Source organism: Actinomyces acetigenes (assembly GCF_031296635.1).
GTDB classification, from domain to species: Bacteria; Actinomycetota; Actinomycetes; order Actinomycetales; family Actinomycetaceae; genus Actinomyces; species Actinomyces acetigenes.
In genome coordinates this window covers 152023-172175 of the sequence record NZ_JASPFC010000001.1, presented here as the reverse complement: position 1 = coordinate 172175, position 20153 = coordinate 152023, and the positions used below count along the sequence as shown (strand labels likewise).

General features: G+C 65.0%; 19 protein-coding genes and 2 pseudogenes. 12 read left to right on the top strand and 9 right to left on the bottom strand.

What is annotated here, in order from left to right:
* Nucleotides 1–113 precede the first annotated feature (113 nt).
* Nucleotides 114–1082, top strand: coding sequence for a Fic family protein (locus RIV14_RS00810; protein WP_075371629.1), 969 nt, complete (start codon nucleotides 114–116; stop codon nucleotides 1080–1082).
* Nucleotides 1083–1130: 48 nt separating this feature from the next.
* Here the strand turns inward: RIV14_RS00810 and RIV14_RS00805 are convergent, their stop codons facing one another.
* The 4 genes and pseudogenes from RIV14_RS00805 to RIV14_RS00790 form a co-directional block, all read right to left on the bottom strand.
* Nucleotides 1131–1583, bottom strand: a complete 453-nt coding sequence (locus RIV14_RS00805) for a zinc ribbon domain-containing protein (RefSeq protein ID WP_075371667.1) — start codon at nucleotides 1581–1583, stop codon at nucleotides 1131–1133.
* A 221-nt stretch (nucleotides 1584–1804) separates the two neighbouring features.
* On the bottom strand, nucleotides 1805–3121 hold the full coding sequence (locus RIV14_RS00800; protein ID WP_256698947.1) for an ATP-binding protein: 1317 nt from the start codon (nucleotides 3119–3121) through the stop codon (nucleotides 1805–1807).
* 173 nt (nucleotides 3122–3294) lie between these two features.
* Nucleotides 3295–4126 (bottom strand): annotated as a pseudogene (locus RIV14_RS00795) (IS5 family transposase).
* Nucleotides 4127–4400: 274 nt separating this feature from the next.
* Nucleotides 4401–4619, bottom strand: a pseudogene (locus RIV14_RS00790) (response regulator transcription factor); the annotation flags it as partial.
* Nucleotides 4620–4639: 20 nt separating this feature from the next.
* Here RIV14_RS00790 and RIV14_RS00785 point away from each other — a divergent pair.
* The 7 genes from RIV14_RS00785 to RIV14_RS00755 all read left to right on the top strand — a co-directional run bounded on the left by RIV14_RS00785 (nucleotide 4640) and on the right by RIV14_RS00755 (nucleotide 9126).
* Entirely contained in the window at nucleotides 4640–4915 is a 276-nt protein-coding gene (locus tag RIV14_RS00785; RefSeq protein WP_178387813.1) for an alpha/beta hydrolase family protein, read from the top strand.
* A gap of 183 nt (nucleotides 4916–5098) precedes the next feature.
* Nucleotides 5099–5959 (top strand): alpha/beta hydrolase, encoded by an 861-nt coding sequence (locus RIV14_RS00780; protein ID WP_178387812.1) that lies wholly within the window; start codon nucleotides 5099–5101, stop codon nucleotides 5957–5959.
* 122 nt (nucleotides 5960–6081) lie between these two features.
* Nucleotides 6082–6777: an NAD(P)H-binding protein gene (locus tag RIV14_RS00775; RefSeq protein WP_256698971.1), complete on the top strand. Its 696-nt coding sequence runs from the start codon at nucleotides 6082–6084 to the stop codon at nucleotides 6775–6777.
* A gap of 55 nt (nucleotides 6778–6832) precedes the next feature.
* Nucleotides 6833–7528: a flavodoxin gene (locus RIV14_RS00770; RefSeq protein ID WP_178387811.1), complete on the top strand. Its 696-nt coding sequence runs from the start codon at nucleotides 6833–6835 to the stop codon at nucleotides 7526–7528.
* Nucleotides 7529–7758: 230 nt separating this feature from the next.
* Nucleotides 7759–8454, top strand: a complete 696-nt coding sequence (locus tag RIV14_RS00765) for a prolyl oligopeptidase family serine peptidase (protein WP_218638379.1) — start codon at nucleotides 7759–7761, stop codon at nucleotides 8452–8454.
* A gap of 175 nt (nucleotides 8455–8629) precedes the next feature.
* Nucleotides 8630–8890, top strand: coding sequence for a ribbon-helix-helix protein, CopG family (locus RIV14_RS00760; RefSeq protein ID WP_256694872.1), 261 nt, complete (start codon nucleotides 8630–8632; stop codon nucleotides 8888–8890).
* Nucleotides 8887–9126 (top strand): hypothetical protein, encoded by a 240-nt coding sequence (locus RIV14_RS00755; RefSeq protein ID WP_075371664.1) that lies wholly within the window; start codon nucleotides 8887–8889, stop codon nucleotides 9124–9126. The genes RIV14_RS00760 and RIV14_RS00755 overlap by 4 nt, the downstream gene beginning before the upstream one ends.
* A gap of 123 nt (nucleotides 9127–9249) precedes the next feature.
* Here RIV14_RS00755 and RIV14_RS00750 read toward each other — a convergent pair whose 3' ends face one another.
* Entirely contained in the window at nucleotides 9250–9930 is a 681-nt protein-coding gene (locus tag RIV14_RS00750; protein WP_075371623.1) for a response regulator transcription factor, read from the bottom strand.
* Entirely contained in the window at nucleotides 9927–11063 is a 1137-nt protein-coding gene (locus RIV14_RS00745; RefSeq protein ID WP_075371622.1) for a sensor histidine kinase, read from the bottom strand. The genes RIV14_RS00750 and RIV14_RS00745 overlap by 4 nt, the downstream gene beginning before the upstream one ends.
* A gap of 203 nt (nucleotides 11064–11266) precedes the next feature.
* Between RIV14_RS00745 and RIV14_RS00740 the strand changes: the two genes are divergently transcribed.
* Genes RIV14_RS00740 through RIV14_RS00730 form a run of 3 tightly spaced genes read left to right on the top strand, consistent with a single transcriptional unit; the run spans nucleotide 11267 to nucleotide 14565 of the window.
* Nucleotides 11267–12250 carry an ABC transporter ATP-binding protein gene (locus RIV14_RS00740; protein WP_075371621.1) on the top strand — a complete coding sequence of 328 codons (984 nt, stop codon included), beginning with the start codon at nucleotides 11267–11269 and terminating at the stop codon, nucleotides 12248–12250.
* Nucleotide 12251: 1 nt separating this feature from the next.
* Nucleotides 12252–13394 carry an ABC transporter permease gene (locus tag RIV14_RS00735; protein WP_075371620.1) on the top strand — a complete coding sequence of 381 codons (1143 nt, stop codon included), beginning with the start codon at nucleotides 12252–12254 and terminating at the stop codon, nucleotides 13392–13394.
* The gene (locus RIV14_RS00730) at nucleotides 13381–14565 is read left to right on the top strand and encodes an ABC transporter permease (RefSeq protein ID WP_256698940.1); all 1185 of its coding nucleotides are present in this window, start codon (nucleotides 13381–13383) and stop codon (nucleotides 14563–14565) included. Before RIV14_RS00735 ends, RIV14_RS00730 begins: the two co-directional genes overlap by 14 nt.
* Before the next feature lie 93 nt (nucleotides 14566–14658).
* Here the strand turns inward: RIV14_RS00730 and RIV14_RS00725 are convergent, their stop codons facing one another.
* The 3 genes from RIV14_RS00725 to guaA form a co-directional block, all read right to left on the bottom strand.
* Nucleotides 14659–15525: a hypothetical protein gene (locus tag RIV14_RS00725; RefSeq protein WP_075371618.1), complete on the bottom strand. Its 867-nt coding sequence runs from the start codon at nucleotides 15523–15525 to the stop codon at nucleotides 14659–14661.
* A gap of 716 nt (nucleotides 15526–16241) precedes the next feature.
* Nucleotides 16242–16655 carry an SHOCT domain-containing protein gene (locus RIV14_RS00720; protein ID WP_256698974.1) on the bottom strand — a complete coding sequence of 138 codons (414 nt, stop codon included), beginning with the start codon at nucleotides 16653–16655 and terminating at the stop codon, nucleotides 16242–16244.
* Nucleotides 16656–17796: 1141 nt separating this feature from the next.
* Entirely contained in the window at nucleotides 17797–19383 is a 1587-nt protein-coding gene (gene guaA / locus RIV14_RS00715) for a glutamine-hydrolyzing GMP synthase (protein ID WP_075371616.1), read from the bottom strand.
* A gap of 446 nt (nucleotides 19384–19829) precedes the next feature.
* Between guaA and RIV14_RS00710 the strand changes: the two genes are divergently transcribed.
* Nucleotides 19830–20099 carry a hypothetical protein gene (locus tag RIV14_RS00710; protein WP_070661265.1) on the top strand — a complete coding sequence of 90 codons (270 nt, stop codon included), beginning with the start codon at nucleotides 19830–19832 and terminating at the stop codon, nucleotides 20097–20099.
* Nucleotides 20100–20153 lie beyond the last annotated feature (54 nt).

Genomic DNA, 20153 nt, shown 5'->3' with positions numbered 1-20153 from the left:
CCCGTCCACGCCCCCTCATTACCGCCACTGGCGGTAAAGTGTGGCGGTAATCGTCGTCACACCGACAACATCACGGTCTCCCGACAAGCCGAGAGCATCTCAGAGGAGAACAGATGGGCTACGAGCCACCGCTGAACCGCACCGCCGAGATCGACGAGCTCTGCATGGAGATCGCCGAACTCGTCGGCGCTTTGGGAACAACCTCCCCTCTCAGCACGAGCCCTGTCCTTCACCGCGAGCTGCGCATCACCACCATCCATTCCTCCCTCATGATCGAGGGGAACACGCTCTCACGTGAGACGGTCACGGCAATCCTCGACGGCAAACGGGTTCTTGGTCCCGCCGAGCAGATTCTCGAGGTGGACAACGCCCGTCTCGCATATCAGCTCATGGATGATCTCAACCCTCATTCTGCCGATGACCTGTTGCGAGCTTACGGTGTCATGATGCGCGGGCTCATCGACGACGCCGGACGATACCGTTCAGGGAACGCCGGTGTCTTTCAGGGGAGCAGACTCGTCCACGCAGGGACACCAGCGCAGTACGTCCCCGAGGTCATGGGCGACTTGTTCGGCTGGATGTCGTCAACCGACCTTCACCCTCTGTTGGTATCCTGCATCTTCCACTACGAGTTCGAGTTCATCCACCCCTTCGCGGACGGCAACGGCCGCACCGGCCGCCTATGGCACACGCTGCTGCTGTCCCACTGGCGATCCCCATTGGCCTGGTTACCGATTGAAAGTGTGATCCGCGGACGCCAGACCGACTACTACGCAGCGATCGCGAGCTCCAACACGGCAGGGACGAGCGATTCCTTTGTCACCTTCATGCTCACGATTATCAGAGATGCGCTCATCCCCTACGCATCAGACTCTCCGGCCCAGGATCGTGAGGAACGGACGCTCTCGTTCTTCAAAGCTGACCCGAGTGCAACCATTGCCGATCTGGCAGGCCATTTAGAGTGCGCGCGCAGAACAGCGGAACGTATTGTCTCCGACCTGCGCCGCTCGGGGCGTCTGAGAAGAGAGGGGAGCGCTCGAGCAGGAACATGGCGCGTCATAGAAGAAGGTGACTCTGCTTAGCTTCCGGTCGACAGGGTCACCTGGAGCGCCGCAGTCTCGTCCGCCTCGTCACCGGGGAGCCCACCGCTTGAGAGTCGGTAGGACGACAGCCAGGTAAGAGATGGCCTCGTCCCGAGAGACACCGACCCCCTCGGCCATATAGGGGGCGGCGTGCTCGATGAAGGCATCGAGCGATTCCTCTCCAGTGAAGGCCCCGTCCGGATAGCACCAGGTGCAGTACTCCTCCGACTTCGTACCGTCGGACTCGGCACCGTAGTCCGCCTCTTTGCCCAAGGGGAGAGCGCAGCTCTGGCAGCACGGCTCCGGGGGCATCTCCAGAAGCCGTGTGACTGGAACGTCAAGCGCGCCGGCGAGGAGCTTGCACATATCGACACCCGGAGTCGTCACCCCGGTCTCCCACCTCGAGACGGCTTGGCGGGTAACAAGGACCTTGCCCGCCAGGTCACTCTGAGTCATCCCCTGAGCCTCCCGGGCTGCGCTAATGACCTCTCCGATACTCATGCTGGTCCCTTTCTCTTCCGCAGCCCTCTGCATGGCTACGCTCATCAGGTAACCACAGCCCCGCTCCGATGTCGAGAAACAGGTTGTTGCACCGAGAACACCGGCCTTCCGGGCCACACCGACAAAACGGCGGCTAGGAATATCTTCGTCCCTAACGACGCAGCGATCATCAGTAGTCGTAAAACGTGATCGGACACCGATCCCTATTCGAGCTTCAGAACTCAAGGCCGCAAAGCCTTCAAGGGGAAAGTCACGGCGCCGTCGGGAAGCGTCATCGTGGGACCGTCCGCAGTAACAACAGCCCTGAACTGTGGGAGAGGCGTCCGCGCCGTGTCAATATCTCCCACGAACGCCGCCAACGAGGACTGAGCCGCAGGAATCTGCCTCTGTCCTAGCTTGACCTCGAAGGCGGCCCACCGTCCGTCATCGAGCTCGACAACAACGTCCGCCTCTCTGCCCGACTTGTCCCGGAAATGATAGATGCGACCACCCAGTGCCTCAGCGAAGACCCTCAGGTGCTGCACGACCAGCGACTCGAACCAGAACCCGGCAGTCTCCAGGTCCTGCATCAAACGCCCCGGCGAGGTCGCGGTCACTGCCGCAGCCAGCGCGGGATCAGCGAAGTGCAGTTTCGACGACGTCCGCACCGCATAGCGAGACCTCAAATGAGGAGCCCAGGCCGGCTGCTCCTCGACGACGAACAGGCGCTTGAGGGCATTCACGTAAGCGATCGCCGTCTCTGCAGACAACGATTGTCCGGAGACATCCTTCGCGATGGTGGCGAAAGAGGTTTCCGTCGAAATATGCCGGGCGAGAGACCGTATGAGGGCACGCATCCTCAAGGGGTCCCGGCGCGGCTCGCCATCGAGACGGCCGATGTCAATACTGATGATGTCATCGATATAGTCCCGCAGATGACGTTGCGCCTGAGAAGTCGTCAGATCAAGGTCCCCGGGCCACCCTCCGTGGACCAGCTCGTCAAGGACCTCGGCCACGCTCGTTCCCGAGACCAGCACAGGTTCGGGAGCCTGACCATCGAACAGTCCTGCAAGTGAGACACTTCCATCGCCGAGACCGCGCTCGAACAGGGTCATCGGACGCATACGGATTCGCGATACCCGATGTGCGCCCGAGTGGCGGGCAGCATCCTCAACCGGGACGGAGGATCCGGTCAGGAGGAACTGACCCGGACGCTGACGCGAGTCAATCTCTCGACGCACCAGATTCCACAGGGAGGGCTCGATCTGCCACTCATCGATAAGACGCGGAACCTCCCCGGCCAGAATCAGGGACGGGTCGACCTCCAGGGCCGCGCGCAGCTGCGGCAGCCCTGAGTCGAGGGCCACCTCGGAGGAGGCGTGCCGGCGGCCGGTCATGGTCTTGCCACAGGCCCGCACTCCTTCGAGGAGGACACCTCCCGAGTAGCCGAGCGAGTCCTGGACGACGTGGTCGACAACCCGCGGCAGATAGCCGTGCTGACCCACCAGTTCTTCAGCCTCTCTTGCGGGATCCGGTCCCGATCCGGATGTTGGCGCCATTCTAATCCCTCATGTGGCGTCTATCCAGCCCGGCATGTGGCGCCGTTTCGATCCGGCATGTGGCGTTTATTGACCAGGCGAACATATACTGGCACACTCGCCGGAGACACGTCGTCGACGGCGAGGAACTCATCCAGGTCAAGACCGCGCTTCTTAGAGGTCGCGTCAGTAGGTTAGGGCTTGTGGGTGGGGCGTTGGTCCCAGCGGTGGGTGGTCCAGGCGTGGTGGATGAGGTTCCTGATGGTGATGATGGTGTTGGCCAGGGCGATGAACGCCTCGATCACCCGGGTGCGTACCTCGGTGCACACCTGGAGCCTGCGGAAACCTCGGGTATGCCAGGAGTTGGTGCGCTCGATCACCCAGCGCCGGCCGGCCTGCAACGGGGTGCCTCTGGGGGAGATTCGGGCCTGGCAGCCCAGTACCTCGAGCAGCTCACGGGTCTTGCGGCTGTCGTAGCCGGCATCCAGGTGCACGGTGATGTGTTCGGGCAGGTCGAAGCCGAACCTGCCCAGACACTCCAGTGTCGGTGCCAGCAAAGGCGAGTCATGACGGTTGGCCGGGGCTACCTGCACCCCGACGGGGATGCCGTGGCCCTCGACCATGACTGAGCGCTTGGTGCCCTGCTTGCCCCGGTCCACCGGTGAGGGAGGCGGCCTGGCCCCCGCAGGGGGCCTTGACGATGCAGCCGTCGACGCACAGGTCCTCCAGCCCCAGACCGACGATCTTGTCATAGGCGTCCAGCGCTGCCTGCTCCAGGGTGGTGAACACTCCCGCGGCGATCCACTCGTCGCGTCTGCGTCGGATAGTGGCTGCCGAGCAGGTGGAGTCGGCGACCTTCTCGTAGGCCGCCCCCAGCACCAGGACCTGGATGAGCTTGTCGAACACGATCCGGTCAGGGATGCGCGGCCGGTGGCACCCCAGTGGGTGAGTATCGACGCGAACCGGTAGCAACGCGGAGAACTGGACCCACAAGGGCTCCATCACCGATGATGGCACAGCGGGCACAAGGAGACACCCCCAGGAACAGAAGCAAGTACAGACAACTCACTTCTTACCGGGACCTTGTGCCCGCACCCCGCTCCCACACCGCACCTACTGACGCGACCTCTTAGCCCGCTTGAGGTCCGTTTTGCACTTGTTCGAGATGACGATCTGGAGCATCACAGGCCCAGGCCGTTGCACAGGTCAGCCACGCTCCGGCAACGCTTGGCCGTTCCTGCGGTGATCGCCGCATCGGCCTCCTCGTCAGCCCGTTGCGCCTCGGCGGTCATGCCCCGGATCACCCGGCCTGTGAGCAGCGGTAGTACATGACTGCGACCTGGGTGCGGTTGCGCAGGCCGAGCTTGGCCAGGATCGCGCTGATGTGGTTGCGCACCGTGCCCTCGCTCATGAACAGCCGCGCCGCGGCCTCGGCGTTGTCCAGTCCCTCGGCCACGGCCTCGACCACCTCGTACTCGCGGTCGGTCAAGGCCGCGAAGGCCGTACTCCGCAGGTCCTGACGCCCCCGGCGCCGTCGTCATGCAGTACACGGGGCACTCCGATCTCTCCGGGACGGAACCGGCGACCTACGCCTGCGTCGGCAAGGCCGACGGGATCACCTCCTGGCGCACCATGCAGGCACGTACCGATGCCATCGCCGCTGCGGGGACGCCGTCAGAGCTCCACGCCTATGACGGGCTCCCCCACGGCTTCGGGCTCGGTATCGGGACCGTCGCCGAGGGCTGGATCGAGGGTGCCGCCGCCTTCTGGCAGAGGCAGATCGATGCGACCGGCTCATCCACTACCGGGGCATGACCAGCCCAGGACGTAGCAGACGGAGGATCTAAGGAAATGACAACGATGACCAGACGCGTGTTCACGGGTCTCGGCGCTCTCGCCGCCGTACAGGCCGTGGCTAGCTGTTCCGGATCGCGGGCCGGCTCCAGCGGCACTGGAAATAGGAACGCTGCAGCCTCCGAGGTCCGTGACCTGGTGAGGATGAGTCCACCCAGCTTCGACGGTGTCGACCTCGGTCACGTCAGCCCAGACCCGTCCGAGGTCGAAGGAACAGTCGCAACGGCGACGATGGATCCCTCACGCCGCCAGTGCCTGTTCCTGTGGGAGGAGGGCAAAGTGCCCGCGACCACGACGCCCAACGGCAGCGGCTACGCCCCTGTCGGCTTCCGCCCCACGGTCACGAGCGTGCCCACCGCAGCGAGTACCGCTGTCAAAGGAGCCGTACTCCTATGCGCCGGTGGGGCCTTCGCCCTGCGCGGGGACAACTCGGACTGCTACCCGACGGCGCGGCGGCTGTCCGCGCTCGGCTACCACTGCTTCGTCGTCGACTACCGCGTGCGGCCGTACACGCAGGCCGAGGCCTGCTGCGACCTGGCCCGGGCGATCCGGTTCGTGCGCGCGCACACGGCCGGCTACGGGCTACCGAGCGCGGAGCACATCGCGCTGGGCGGCTACTCCGCCGGCGGCATCCTGTGCGGCGAGACGATCCTGAACTGGTCGGGCACCACCTCTCCGGCCCGGCTGGACTCCAGCTACGTACCGGACGATCTTGACACGGTCAGCGCCGATGCCGCCGCGACGGCGATGATCTACTCCTTCTACGGACGCCTGTCCGTGGCGGAGCTCAATCCGGACCGTCTGAGTGGTGTCGTGCCGACCTACTACTGCTACGGCACCAAGGACCCCTTCTACGACCAGTTCGAGAAGCAGGTCGAGGTCCTGGCGGGGCGCGACGGCGCACTGCGTGCCCGCGTCCTCGACGGCTGGCCGCACGGATTCGGCGCCGAGGGCGGCTGGATCGAGAAGTACGACGTCTTCCTCCAGCAGACCTTTTCCGGCTGACTGCCACAGACCTTCATCCCGAGCATCCGATCCCTCGTGCTCAGCACAGCTCACGAAAGGAACATCAGCATGTCTGGCCCTGAACGATCCTCGTCATCGGTGCCACCGGCCAGGTCGGCCGCATCGTCGTCGAGGCGGCCCTCGCTCGTGGTCTGAGTGCCCACGCCCAGTCCCGCAGCGCCGCGAGAGCGGCCGCCTTGCTTCCCGCAGATGCGGAAGTCGTCGAGGCCTCCCCTACCGATGCCGCCTCACTGGCCCGGATCGTCGACGGCGTCGACGGCGTCGTCCTGACCCACGGTGGTGACGACGACCTCGAGAACCACTACTACGCCGTACTGCCCGCACTCCTCGAGGCACTCGAGAGCCGGCCGCAGACCCACATCAGCCTCATGACCTCCATGTACGTCTCGACCCCCAACCGGGAGCAGCCCGAGTGGGACTGGAAGCGCCTCGCCGAGCGCCTCCTGCGCGTCAGCGGCCATCCCTACACGATTGTGCGTCCCGGCTGGTTCGACTATCAGGGTGCCGGCGACACCCAGATCGATCTCAAGCAAGGAGACCGGATCGGAGGACGACCCGGCGTCGATCGCCACCACATCGCCCAGGTGCTTATCGAGGCGGCACTCAGCCCGTCCGGCGAGCATCGCACGGTCGAGGTGTTCTCCAAACCGGGTGAGCCGGTCACCGACTTCGAGGAGCTTTTCGCCGCTACCCGACCCGACACGGAGACCGGGCGTGGCGTCCTCGACCGGATCCTCGTGCCTCTTGAGGAGGAACCCGCCCGAGTGCAGGCCGATATCGCCCGTTTCAGCGCCTGATTGCGCAACGCCACCCAGCTCGAGTATGCCCACCATGAACCAGAGAGAACAGCTCATGAATGCAAGAAACAGGCCGCACGTCAACGAACTCGCCCTTAGCCGCAGGGTTCTTCTGGCCAGGACGGGGCTGCTGACAGCAGCCGGGAGCCTGCTCGCCGCCTGCGGAACAGGGTCATCATCCTCTGGTGGCTCGACGACGGGCGGCTCAGCCGCCTCTACAGCGTCGTCGAACAGGTCACCGGGTCAGTCCTCATCGAACGGTGGCAGCATTCTGATCGCCTACTACTCCGCCCAGGGGCATACGAAGGCCGTTGCTGAGCGGATCGCTTCCGGGCTGGGAGCAACTCTCTTCGAGATGGTCCCCAAATCCCAGTACTCAACCGAGGATCCCAACTGGAACAACACGCAGAGCCGGATCGTCCAGGAGTACGAGGACGAGTCCAAGCGCACCACCGAACTCGCCCAGGCGACGCCCGATAACTTTGCCCAGTATCGGACGATTCTGCTGGGGTACCCGATCTGGTGGCAGGACACCGCGTGGCCGGTCAACGGTTTCGTCACCGGTAACGACTTCACGGGCAAGGACACCTACCCGTTCTGCACCTCGCTCTCCTCCGGGCTGGGTCAGAGCGGCACGAACCTTGAGAAGCTGGCTGGAACAGGCACGTGGCATGAGGGTCACCGCTTCGCCGAGCGACCCGACGACAGTGAGGTCGACCAGTGGGTCTCCTCGCTGGGTCTGTCATCGTGAGTGACGCTCCGTCTCTCCTGCCAAGAGCCCATGCCGCAGGTCTTGGCAGGAGAGGATTCCTCACTCTGGTGGCAGGTGGGGCCGGCTTGTCCGGCTGCGCTCGCACCTCCTCCAGGAGCCGTGGCACCAGCACCGCTGTCGGCGGCAGCTCTGGTGGAGCAGACAGCACGGGGAGCGGCGAGGCGAGCGCCTACCGGCTCGAGGAGGGGAAGACGATCGACCGTGGCTTCGTGGTGGATAACGTCCTGCACGCAACCGAGGGAGGCCTCCATTTCTCCCTCCATGTTCCAGATGCCTACGACGGATCGAAGCCCTATGCGCTCTATGTGGCACTCCCTGGTTGGGAGGGGCTCTGGTTCCAGGGCGTGGGCGCCCATCTTCAGGAGGACTTTCCCTTCGTCGCCAATGGTTACGTCGCCGACATGATCGTCGCCTCCCCACAGCTCGAGGACTGGGGTGAGACCTCAGCCAGACAGACGATCGCGCTCACGCAGTGGTTGCTGTCCACCTACAACGTCGCCGCTGATCGCATGGTTCTGAGCGGTTGCTCAGGCGGCGGTGAGACGGCGTCGCTCGTCATGGGAACCAGGCCGGAGCTTTTCGCGGCCGTCCTTCACTGCATCTCTCAGTGGGATGGGGATATCGAGCCTCTTATCGCTGCCCGGGTTCCCGTTTACATGGCCACAGGTGAGAATGACGACTACTACGGTCCGAGCTCGGTGCGGGAAACCTATGAGAAGTTGCGAAGCGGATACATGGCTCAGGGGCTCGGAGAGGAGGAGGTCTCCCGACTCGTCACGTTGGACGTGAAGCCTGCATCATACTTTGGCGAGACGGGGCGGAAGAACGGTCAGCACATGACAGAAGGGGTCCTCTTCCCGCACGATGAGGAGATCATGGGCTGGTTGTTCAACCATGCACGGTAGGCGCTGGTGTAAGTGACGGTGGTTTTCCCTCAGCACGACAACACCGCTCGATCGCTTCGCTTCACGGAATCGGTCTAGACAGGCGATCAGTTGCGGCGGCCCACGGTACGACCGACCCACGGCATCCCACACGACCCAGGCTCGACCTATTTGTATTACGTTATATACTGTTGTCGTGGGTAAACGGATGATTCAGGGACGCGAGGTCTCGGACGCTCAGGTACAGGCGTGGGCGGATGAGGCTGAAGCAGGCTATGACGTCGAGGAGCTGCAGAAGCGTTGGGGGCGTCCACCGCGGGCGGGAAGCGCATCCCAGGTGGTACCGACACAATTCTCCGACGAGGAGCTGGCCGAGCTGATGGAACGCGCCAACCGTGAGGGCCTGGACCGCTCCGCCGCGATCCGCGCCGCCGTTCGCGAGTGGGCTCGCGCGTGATCGTCGCCGCGTCCGCGCACAAACACGGGATCAACGACGAGGACGCGATCACTGCCGCGCGGTCGGCGCTGGCAGGCGGACCCCTGGATGACGAGAACCCGCAGCGCGAATTGAGGATCGGGCTGGACACGGCAGGCCGACTTCTGGAAATCGTCGTGTTGCTGTGGGATGACGGTGAGGTCGAGATCATTCACGCGATGAAAGCCAGGGCCGCGTATCGACGACTCGTGTCCTGAAGCAACCCGCCGCCGCATCGGCATCCTCGTAGGCTCGCCGCGCCTCGATGATCATGCCACAGGGACGTGAGGTGTCGAAGGGAGGAATCCCTTGAAGTCGTTGAAGGCACGGACGACCTGGGCTCAGCCGGCCTGTGCGCAGCGGTAGTACATGACTGCGACCTGGGTGCGGTTGCGCAGGCCGAGCTTGGCCAGGATCGCGCTGATGTGGTTGCGCACCGTGCCCTCGCTCATGAACAGCCGCGCCGCGGCCTCGGCGTTGTCCAGTCCCTCGGCCACGGCCTCGACCACCTCGTACTCGCGGTCGGTCAAGGCCGCGAAAGCCGTACTCCGCAGGTCCTTGGCGGACGTTCCCGGGCCCGCCTCGGTCTGCTCCCGTCCTCCGGTGCGCCCGCCCAGCCCCATGGTGGTGCTGCGCTCCAACACCTCCCCCTCCAGGACGCATACCCCGGCCATGACGGAGCGCAGCGCCGGGGCGACCTGGGCGACGTCCTGCTTGATGAGGTAGCCGCGCGAGCCCATCTTGAGGGCGCGCACGATGTACTCGTCGTCGGAGAAGGTGGTCAGGAAGACGATGCGCGCCCCGGCGTCCTCGGCCAGGATCTGCTCGGCCGCACTGAGCCCGTCCCCGCCGGGCATCTGGATGTCCATGAGGAGGATGTCGGGGGCCAGCTCCCGGTAGCGCTCGGTGGCCTCGGGGCCCGAGCAGCCCAGGCCGACGACCTCGACGTCGTCCTCAACCGACAGGATCGTGGACAGGGACTGGGCGACGAGTGCGTCGTCGTCGACGATGAGGACCCTCATGATGCTCCTTCTTTCCCTCGTCCGTCCTTGGGGATCGTGGCGAAGACCGTGAACCGTGGCCGCGGGGTGATCCGCACCCGGCCACCCAGGGCCTCGACCCGCTCAGTCATGGAGCGCAGCCCCAGGCCCGAGCCCACGCGGCAGCCCACGGCCGGCTCGCCCTCGGCGGGGACAGTACCGTCATTGTCGACCGTCACCTGCCAGAACGCAGGGTAGTCGGTGACGGCCACGCGGGCCGAGCGGGCCCCGCCGTGGCGGGCGGCGTTGGTCAGGGCCTCGCGCACCACGGCGACGACGCAGCGCGCCACCGCTGCTGGCGGCTCGGCCTCGGTGGGGCAGTCCACACGTACCGACTCGATGCCGCAGCGCGAGCCCAGCAGGTTGAGGGAGGTGGCCAGTTCCTCGCCGTCGTCGGACAGGGCGTGGACGGAGCGGCGCATGGAGTCCAGGGCCTCGTCGAGGCCCCCGTCCAGCGTGTCCAGGTCGGCGACGACGCCCGACTCGTCGCGGTGGACGACCTGGAGGGCCTTGACCTGCAGCAGGAGGCGGGTGAGAAGGTGGCCGACGCCGTCGTGGATCTCGCGGGCGATGCGGGTGCGTTCGGACAGGGCGGCGGCGCGCAGCTCGTAGTCCTGGGCTTGGAGCAGTTGGGCGTTCGTGTCCTGCAGGGTGAGGACCTTCTCGCGCAGGTCGTCGCGCACCGCGTGCAGGCTCCTTCGCGCCGCCTCCTCCTGGACGGTGCGCAGCGCGAGGAGGGCCGCGAGCGCGCAGACCGCCAGGGCCAGGGCCAGCACGGGAGTGTCTTGAACCCGGGCGGCCATGACGGCCACGAAGGGGATGCAGGCGGCCGCAGCCGCCATTCGCGCGCGCCGGGTCCCGAGCGCTCCGAGGCGGGCCAGGGCGTAGACGACCAGCGGCGCCCCGGTCACGGAGTCCGTTGAGAGGGCTCCCACCAGGAGGTAGGCGGCCGGCATGGCGATGCCCCACTGTCGCTGGTCGGTGCTCATGCTCAGGCCGGCGATGGTCACGGCTGCGATCAGCCAGATGACGGCGGCTGTCCTCGCCTGCCCCACAATCAGGGCAAGCAGGAGGCAGCCGCACAGCAGCGCGCCTTTGTCGACCAGAACCTTCACCCCTTGATTATCGGTCGAGGGCCGGCGCTCGTGGGCGCGGAATGCCGTCGAGAGACTCGTTGCGGGTCCTCATGACAGAAGTCATGGGGGGCCGGCCATAGTCATGACACCAGGCACTTCTGGCCACCCCCGCGCCCCGGGACCATGGATGTCATGAGCCGGGGACCACCGGCACAACGAAGGCGGCGAAGGAAGGAGCCGAGATGGACGGCGAGGATGAGAACCACGAGGCGGGCCTGGCAGTGGAGGTCGACTCCCTGGTCAAGCGCTATGGGGAGCTGGTCGCGGTTGATGGCCTGTCTCTGACGATCCCGCGTGGTCAGGTGCTGGGGCTGCTCGGCCCCAACGGCTCGGGCAAGACGACGACGATCAGCTGCATCCTGCAGCTGCTCACCTACGACAAAGGCTCGATCCGCGTCTTCGGTGAGCCGATGACGCCCACCTCCTACGGTCTCAAGCGTCGCATCGGCGTGGTGCCTCAGGATGTCGCCGTCTTCGATGAGCTCACGGTGGCGGAGAACGTCAACGCCTTCTGCGCCCTCTACGTGCGCGACCGCGCCGAGAGGCGCCGCCTGGTGGCCGAGGCGATCGCCTTCGTCGGCCTGGAGAAGTTCGTGAGGTTCAAGCCCAAGAAACTCTCCGGCGGCCTGCTGCGACGCCTCAACATCGCCTGCGGCATCGCCCACGGCCCCGACCTCATCTTCCTCGATGAGCCCACGGTCGCCGTCGACCCGCAGAGCCGGGGCGCCATCCTCGAGGGCATCAAGCGTCTCAACGAGCGTGGTGCCACCATCATCTACACGAGCCACTACATGGAGGAGGTGGAGCAGCTGTGCGACCGGATCGTCATTATGGACCGCGGCCGTCAGGTGGCCTCCGGTACCTCCGACGAGCTCAAGGCCATGATCGGCACCGGTGAGCGCATCCGGGTGGAAGTCGTTGACCCCGCCCCGCTGGGCGAGGATGCCCTGGAGGGCCTGCGCCGCCTGGAGCATGTGCGCACGGCCGCCTACCAGGACGGTGAGGTGCTCATCGAGTGCTCCCCCGGGGCTCACAACCTCACCGATGTCATGAGGGCACTGGACGCGGCGGAGGCAACCTGCGGCCGGGTGACCTCCGAGCCCCCGACCCTCAACGACGTCTTCCTGGAGATCACCGGGCGGGCCCTGCGAGACGAGGCGGCCTGAGATGTTGACCGTCTTCCTGTACCAAGTGCTCAGGCTCCTGCGAGACCGCGTCCTACTCGTATGGACGCTCGGCTTCCCCATCGTCCTGTCCCTCATCTTCATGGCGATGTTCTCCAACCTGGAGAAAGCCTTCGAAGCCACCCCCATGAGCTTCGGCGTCGTCCAGGATGAGGCCTACCGGACCGCTCCGGGGCTGGACGCCGTCGTGGAGCGCATCTCCTCCGACGACGCCGATCCTCACCTCCTCACGAAGGTCACCCACTCCACGGTCGCGCAGGCCGAGACCGCCGCGAAGCGGGGAGAGACCAACGGGTATCTCGCCGTCGAGGGCGACCAGCCTGTGCTGCACGTGACTCAGCAGGGCAACGAGGCCGAGACGACTCGGGTCCTGCGAGTGGTCATGGACTCCTACACCCAGAGGCAGGCCGAGTACGTGGCCCTAGCCAAGGCGGGGGCGGCTCCCGAGAAGCTGGCCGCGCTGGAAACCGATCAGGCCTTCACCCGCTCGATCTCGGTGACGCCCTCCCCCGTCAAGCCGGAGACCCACTACTACTTCGCGCTGCTGGCCTTCGCCTGCGGCATGGGAACGACCGTGGCCATGGTGGCCGTGAAGGGAATCATGGCCGTCTCACCGGTGGGCGCCAGGCAGACCCTGGCGGGCCTGCCCCGGTGGAAGGTCCTGACGGCCACGCTCGCGGCCTCCTGGGTGTGCGTGTTCGCCTGCCTGCTCATCGCCTTCGCCTTCATGGCCTCGGTCGTGGGCGTGGACTTCGGGCCCCATGTGCTGCTGTGCCTCATGGCGATCGGGGTCTGCAGCCTCATGGCGAGCGCAGCGGGAGCCGCCCTGGGGACGCTGGGTCGCCTGGAGACCGGGATAGTCTCCGGCTTCCCGGCCCTGCTGTCCTTGTTCACCGGCATGTACGGGCCCGCGTCCCTGTCCCTGGCCAGCTCCATCGAGCAGCATGCCCCGCTGCTGGCGCAGGCCAATCCCCTGTGGCAGACGGCCCGCTGCTTCTACGGGCTCCTGTACTACGACTCCCTGGCGCCCTTCGCCCGCAGCTGCGCGGTCCTGCTGGGCATGACGTGCCTGTTCCTGACTATCGCCCTGATCCGGGCCAGGAGGATGACCCATGAGCACCTTTAAGACATGTGTGAGAGTTGTGGCCGCTCACCGGCTGTACATCTTCATCTACCTGGTGGTGCTGAGCCTGTTCGGCCTGTTCACCGGGATGGTCAAGTCCGAGGACAACTCCGATGAGGTCGCGGCCGCCACGGCGAGTGTGGCCGTCATCGACCGCGACGGCTCCACGATCTCCCGCGGGGTCAAGGACTACGTCGAGTCCGTCGGCGAGGCGCAGCCGATTGAGGACTCCAGGAGGGCCCTTCAGGACGCCACCGCACAGAACCGCATCAGCTACATCCTCATCATTCCCGCCGGTTACGGGCACAGGCTGCAGCAGGCGGCTCGCGAGGGCACCGAGCCGCCCCGCATGGACACGGTCATCGGGTACGAGTCGGCGTCCGGAGCGCTCATGAACGTGCGCACCGACTCCTACGTGGGGCAGGTCAGCGACTACCTGTCGACTCTCGCGGACGACCCGGCCCGGGCCGTCTCCCTGGCCAAGGAGACGATGAACCACTCCGCCCCCGCGAAACGGATCACCCCGGACGCCACGCCCCTGTCTCACAGCTTCGTCACCTACGCCAGGTTCTCCTTCTACCCGCTCATGGCCTTCGCGGTCGTCACGATCTCCACACTGATGGCGGCGCTGAGGCGCCGGGCGGTGCGCGCACGCCTCGAGGCCACCCCGGTCAGCGGCACTTCCCGCAGCCTCGGCCTGCTGGGGGCGTGCCTCGTCGTGGGCCTCGCCGGGTGGCTGTGGGTCTTCGGGCTGGGAGTGGCGGCCTTCGGCCTGGGCAGTGCGGCGACGTCGGCTCCGCTGCTGGGGGTGGTTGCTGTGGCCGTGGGCAGCTACACGCTCGTGGCGGTCTCGATCGGATTCCTCATGGGGCAGATAGGTCTGGGGCAGCACGCGGCCAACGCGGTCGCCAACATCGGCGGCATGGCCCTGTCCTTCCTGGGCGGTGCATGGGTGCCCATCGAGTGGCTGCCTGACGCGCTCGCCCGGGCGGCTAGGCTCACGCCCGGTTACTGGGCGGACCAGGCGATCTCCGGGGCGTACGAGGCGACCTCCATGTCCGCCGCCGTCATTTGCCCCCTGCTGGTGGACTGCGGGATCTGCGCCTTGTTCGCCGTCGCGGTCTTCTCCGTCGCCGTGGCCGTGGGACGCGCCCGGGCCCGGTCGGCCCTGTAGGACGCTGGCGCACCCGTCCCATACGACGTTGGGGCCGGTCACCAGGTGGTGGCCGGCCCCGCTGTCAGGCTCTGCGGGTTCGCGCCGCCGTCGTCACTTCACGGCGACGAAGACCTTGTCGGCCAGAAGACCGGGGGTCACCGCAAGGACCCCGCCCTGGGCGTTGGCCGACGGCACCGCGCGCACAACGTTGCCTGACACGCTGGCCCCCTTGTACAGCACTGTCGTAGAGTCGATGGCATCCGGGGCGGCGACGAGGGAGTCGGCACCGTCAATGGTGACACCTTCCGCTGTCACGAAGTCGACCAGTACAAAGGCGGGCGTTTCTCCGGCTGGGTCGTTGCCGATGTAGGTAGCGGTGTAGTTGATGAGAACGTATTCCTTCCCTTCAGCGGGAGGCTCGTTGAACTGGTTAGCCGAGGCCACCGCATCGTTAGCGTTGAAGGTGACCGAGTTGATCACCACTTTCCAGTCCTTGCTGGAGATCTCGGTACGGAGCGGGTAGGGGTTCTCCCGAGTCTTTCCCTGTGCGGAGTCCGCAGCACCCGATCCTCCTGAGTTCGACGACGCCCCATCGGGAGCCGGTGCCGCAGAGACGGCGCTCGTGGAGGACATCGCCTCATCGACAGCGTTGCCGACAACCACCAGGAAGACGAAAACACCGACGATGGTTCCGACAACCGAGACGATCACCGCGGTGATTGCAGGCCAAACGGCCTCACCCTTTCGGAAGAGTCCTACCAAACCGACGATGAAGGAGATTGGCAGCAGGATCCAGCCGACGATGAGGGCTCCAGGGATGCAGGCGAAGATGAACCCGATGACAGCCATCACCAGAGCAACGATGCCCACGGTGTTGCGCCCCTTCTTCACCGGCGCAGGTGCTTGCTGCATCGGCACAGGAACCTGATCTTGAGGCGGGTACTGCTGAGGAGGGGTGGACTGAGGAGGGTACGACATTGTGGCTCCTGATATTCGACAGTATGTCGAAACGAGACAAACGAATGCAGCGACACCCGCTGCACCGCTCATCGTAGTCAGAGCAACACCCAGACAGCATGCACAGAAGCACAGAATTCAGAATTAGCACATTCCAAAACGGCCACTAACCTTCCGAATGAAACTTAACATCATCGCGACCATCAGCAGCATCGCACTATCCGCCAGGACAGACATTTACGCACATTCACTACTCGGCCTTGACGGCGCGGTCACAGAACTATTGCGAACCCCAAAAGAAGTCGGCGCCAACATTCATTCACCCCAGACTCAACCTCCATCGAAACACAGGACCTGTAAACCACTATCGATCTGTCGGCGATTTTTCAAAGCTCCAGCCGACACTCAGACAAGCACCCAACATTCCTATAGTCACGCAATCGCCGCCCCGCATCCAGGTCTCACCGGATCGGGGACGTCCTTCCTGTACGAGGACTGACTTCTCCTCCAGACCACTGCGGGGGAATCCCAGTCATCTGGGGGATACGTACGTCCTCGGCGAGAATCGCAGTCCTCGACGGACACGGACAGGCCTGGGCTCAGCGCAAGGAGACCGTTCTGCAAGTTGGTCAACGACGGCGCACAACAACAGCCCTAGAGGCATATTCACAGCATCCGTTGAAGGTACTGTAACCTGCGCAGACGCCAGCGTCGACTAAGCCCCGTGAATAAGCCTCCTAGAGCTTCCCCAGCAACTGACGCTTGGCGATGACGAAGTCGGCATCATCCAGAATGCCTTCCTTGCGCAACTCATCCAACTCACGTAGACGTTTCGCGACATCTTCAGTAGACATGCCAGGAGAACTCATTCCCTGAGAAACCTCGGCCTGACCGGAGGGAAGAGCAGGAGCGTTCGACACCACAGGCCCACGCCCCAGGGCGGTCAGCACCGAGTTGCCCGCACGTTCCAGGGCTTCGCCCACACTTTCACACTCTCTTTTAACGATGGGAGCACCGACTGTTTTTACTTGATTTGTCAAAGTGTGTATTTTTTTGTCGGTCACAATCGTCAGAATAGACTTTCCTGTCATCATTTTGGCGAGTTGACCTGCACCAGTGACAGCAAGACCTAAACCACCAGACATCTTCATAAGCCCCGACCCTCCTTTAGCAACAGTCGAAACCAGCCTCACCGCAGTACCAGCCATCGCAACGGCTTCCGCCCCAGACGCGACACTCGACGACACACCACCCGCGGAACGCTCCATCGAAATTGACATCAGTCTCTCATATGGCGTTGATTCCCTGATGGATCTGACGGTCGTTCCATCACCAGGACCGGCCACGCGAACGTATCCATTCTCGTATATCTCAATCGTCGACGTCCCGAACACTCCCCCAGTGACTCGGCGCCCGACCTTTCTTGCAAGCTCCTCTCGCCGACGACGTTCTTCCTGTATCCGCTCCTCATACCGCCGACGCTGTTCCTCCTCTCGCTCTTCGTGCTCTCGGTGCCTCCGCTGACTTGCCGCCCATTGCTCCTGGGCAGCACCTTTGACCGCTCGCCCCAGCGCATTGAACATCCCTGAACTCTTTACAAGATGCCCAGTCGGAGGAACCTCCTGACCAGTCCCCGAGGGACGAGCCTCCAGCTGGACAGAGGAGACGTCCTGCGCGTAGACGCCCCATGCGCGACCATCCCACCATCGTTGCTGACCCGATCCATCGTCATACCAACCTGCTGGGGCAGACACTTCTATACCTCCATTGACGTGCTTTATGGACGCGATCGTAGCACTGCCATCCCCTTCGGGAGAGATGGAATTCAATAATCATTCAACCCTTCAAATTATCTCTACTTTTGTCTCTTTCCAAAGCACGAAAGTCGCATATTTTATTGACCTAGCAGTGATTTCACAAAGCCTCTTCTGACCCTGAGAGGAGCACCCCCACCCCCGCGGCTCGCTCAGTCACCGCCCACATCCAGGTCTCACCGGATCGGGGACGTACTTTCTCTACGAGGACTGACTTCTCCTCCAGACCACTGCGGGGGAATCCCAGTCATCTGGGGGATACGTACGTCCTCGACGAGAATCGCAGTCCTCGATGGCAGGGCCGACCCCCAGCACCCCATCTGCCCGCAGCCGCCCCGCACATCTGCAGATCCCAGCCAGCCAAGCGGGACCGGTAGACACCCCCCGCTCGCGCTCACCAACGAGCACAGCAAGGCCCCGCCGGCGCATTGCACCGGCGGGGCCCAGCAGGCGACGGTCAGTCGTGCCGACTCGCCCGTCACTCCCACTCGATGGTGCCCGGGGGCTTGCTCGTGCAGTCGAGCACCACCCGGTTGACCTCCGGCACAGAGTTGGTGATCCGGTTGGAGATGCGCGCCAAGACGTCGTAAGGCAGGCGGGTCCAGTCCGCCGTCATGGCGTCCTCGCTGCTGACCGGCCGCAGAACAATGGGGTGACCGTAGGTGCGCCCGTCGCCCTGCACCCCCACGGAGCGCACGTCGGCCAGCAGCACCACCGGGCACTGCCAGATCTCGTCGTCGAGCCCGGCGGCGGTGAGCTCCTCACGGGCGATGGCGTCTGCGGCCCGCAACACACGCAGGTTCTCGGCCGTCACCTCGCCGATGACGCGAATGCCCAGCCCCGGTCCAGGGAAGGGCTGACGAGCGACGATCTTCTCCGGCACGCCCAGCTCGCGGCCGATGGCACGCACCTCATCCTTGAACAGCTCGCGCAGCGGCTCGATGAGCTCGAAGTCGAGGTCCTCGGGCAGGCCACCCACATTGTGGTGGCTCTTGATGTTGGCGGCACCCTCTCCCCCGCCGGACTCGACGACGTCGGGATACAGGGTCCCCTGGACCAGGAAGCGGATCTCGCCGCCCTCGGCCCCGACGGCCTCGATGACCCGGCGCTGGGCGGCCTCGAAAGAGCGGATGAACTCCCGGCCGATGATCTTGCGCTTGGCCTCCGGCTCGGTGACTCCGGCCAGGGCGCTCAGGAAGCGCTCGGTCTCGTCAACCGTGATGACGCGAATGCCCATGCCCTCGGCGTAGTCGTGCTCGACCTGTTCGCGCTCGCCGGCGCGCAGCAGGCCGTGGTCGACGAAGATGCAGGTGAGCTGGTCACCGATGGCACGGTGGACGAGGGCGGCGGCCACAGAGGAATCCACTCCCCCGCTCAGGCCACAGATGACGTGGGCGTCGCCCACCTGCTCGCGGATACGGGCCACCTGCTCGTCAATGATGTTGTCCGGCGTCCAGGTGGCCGGCAGTCCCGCCTCCTTGTGCAGGAAGTTGACCAGGGCCGCCTGCCCGTGCTCGGAGTGGAGGACCTCGGGGTGCCACTGCAACCCGTAGAGGCGGCGGCCAGGGTTCTCGAAAGCGGCCACCGGCGTCTGGGAGGTGGAGGCGGTGACCGTGAAACCCTCGGGAGCGGCCTGGACCGCGTCACCGTGACTCATCCACACCACCTGATCGTCCGGGGTGCCGTCAAACAGGCAGGAACCCTCCTCCACGCGGGCGGGAGTGTGCCCGTACTCGCGGGTGCCAGTGCGTCCGACCGTTCCGCCCAGAGCCTGAGCCATGGCCTGGAATCCGTAGCAGATCCCCAGGACCGGCACTCCGGCGTCGAAGAGGGCCGGGTCAACGGAAGGGGCGCCGTCAGCGTAGACCGAGGAGGGGCCACCGGAGAGGATGATGGCCGACGGCTGCTTGTTCAGCATGGCGGCAGCATCCATGGAGTGGGGCACGATCTCGGAGTAGACACCGGCCTCGCGCACGCGGCGGGCGATGAGCTGGGCGTACTGGGCGCCGAAGTCCACCACGAGGACGGGGCCGACGGCGCTGGAAGAAGTCTGGCTGGTCGTCACCGGAACAGAATAGCCGGGGCGGCATCCCGCCGCCTTCCGCCCTGCTGGCCGGCAACGACGACGCCTCTCGGCGCTACCCGCCACCACAGGATGACTAGACCAGTGGTTGATGCCGCACTTCTGCCGCACAGGTCGCGCTCCCGTATCAAAACCAGCGTGACGTTGATATCCTCAACGCCCTACCAGGACGGGGAATCCCCTCCATGACGCCGCGTTCGGGCACGCCCCTCTAAGAGCGTCCCCTCTCCCCGCGACGCCCTGTGTTCCACGAACCATCGGCGCAACACACGTCACGATCCTTTGTCTAGACAATTAGGTGGCGGTTTCCTAGAGTTCTACGTGACGGAGAAACCTCCGTCCAGCCCACGGGCTGCACACCGTCGTGCAGGGACGCACGACTCACGGTCAGGCGGATCTGCTCGACACGCACCGAGAGGAACACTCACATGACCGCCACCACCACCGAGCGCCCCACCCAGACCGTCGAGACCGCTGCTTCCACCACCGCCACCCAGGCGACCACCGGCACGCAGACCGACGCCAACCGCCTCACCTTCACCGTCGCCATGATCGCCGTCATGGTCGCCGTCATGGTCATGGCCGTTGTCGGCGCCGTCACCGGCATCCCGACCCTCATGTTCGCCTCCTCCGTCCTGGCCGCGATCACCATGGGCGTGGGCATCTACACCGGCATCAACCTCCTCGAGGCCCGCTGAGCGTAGACGACTCCAACGAGCTCACTGGAGCTCCACCGGATCCGGACCACGCAC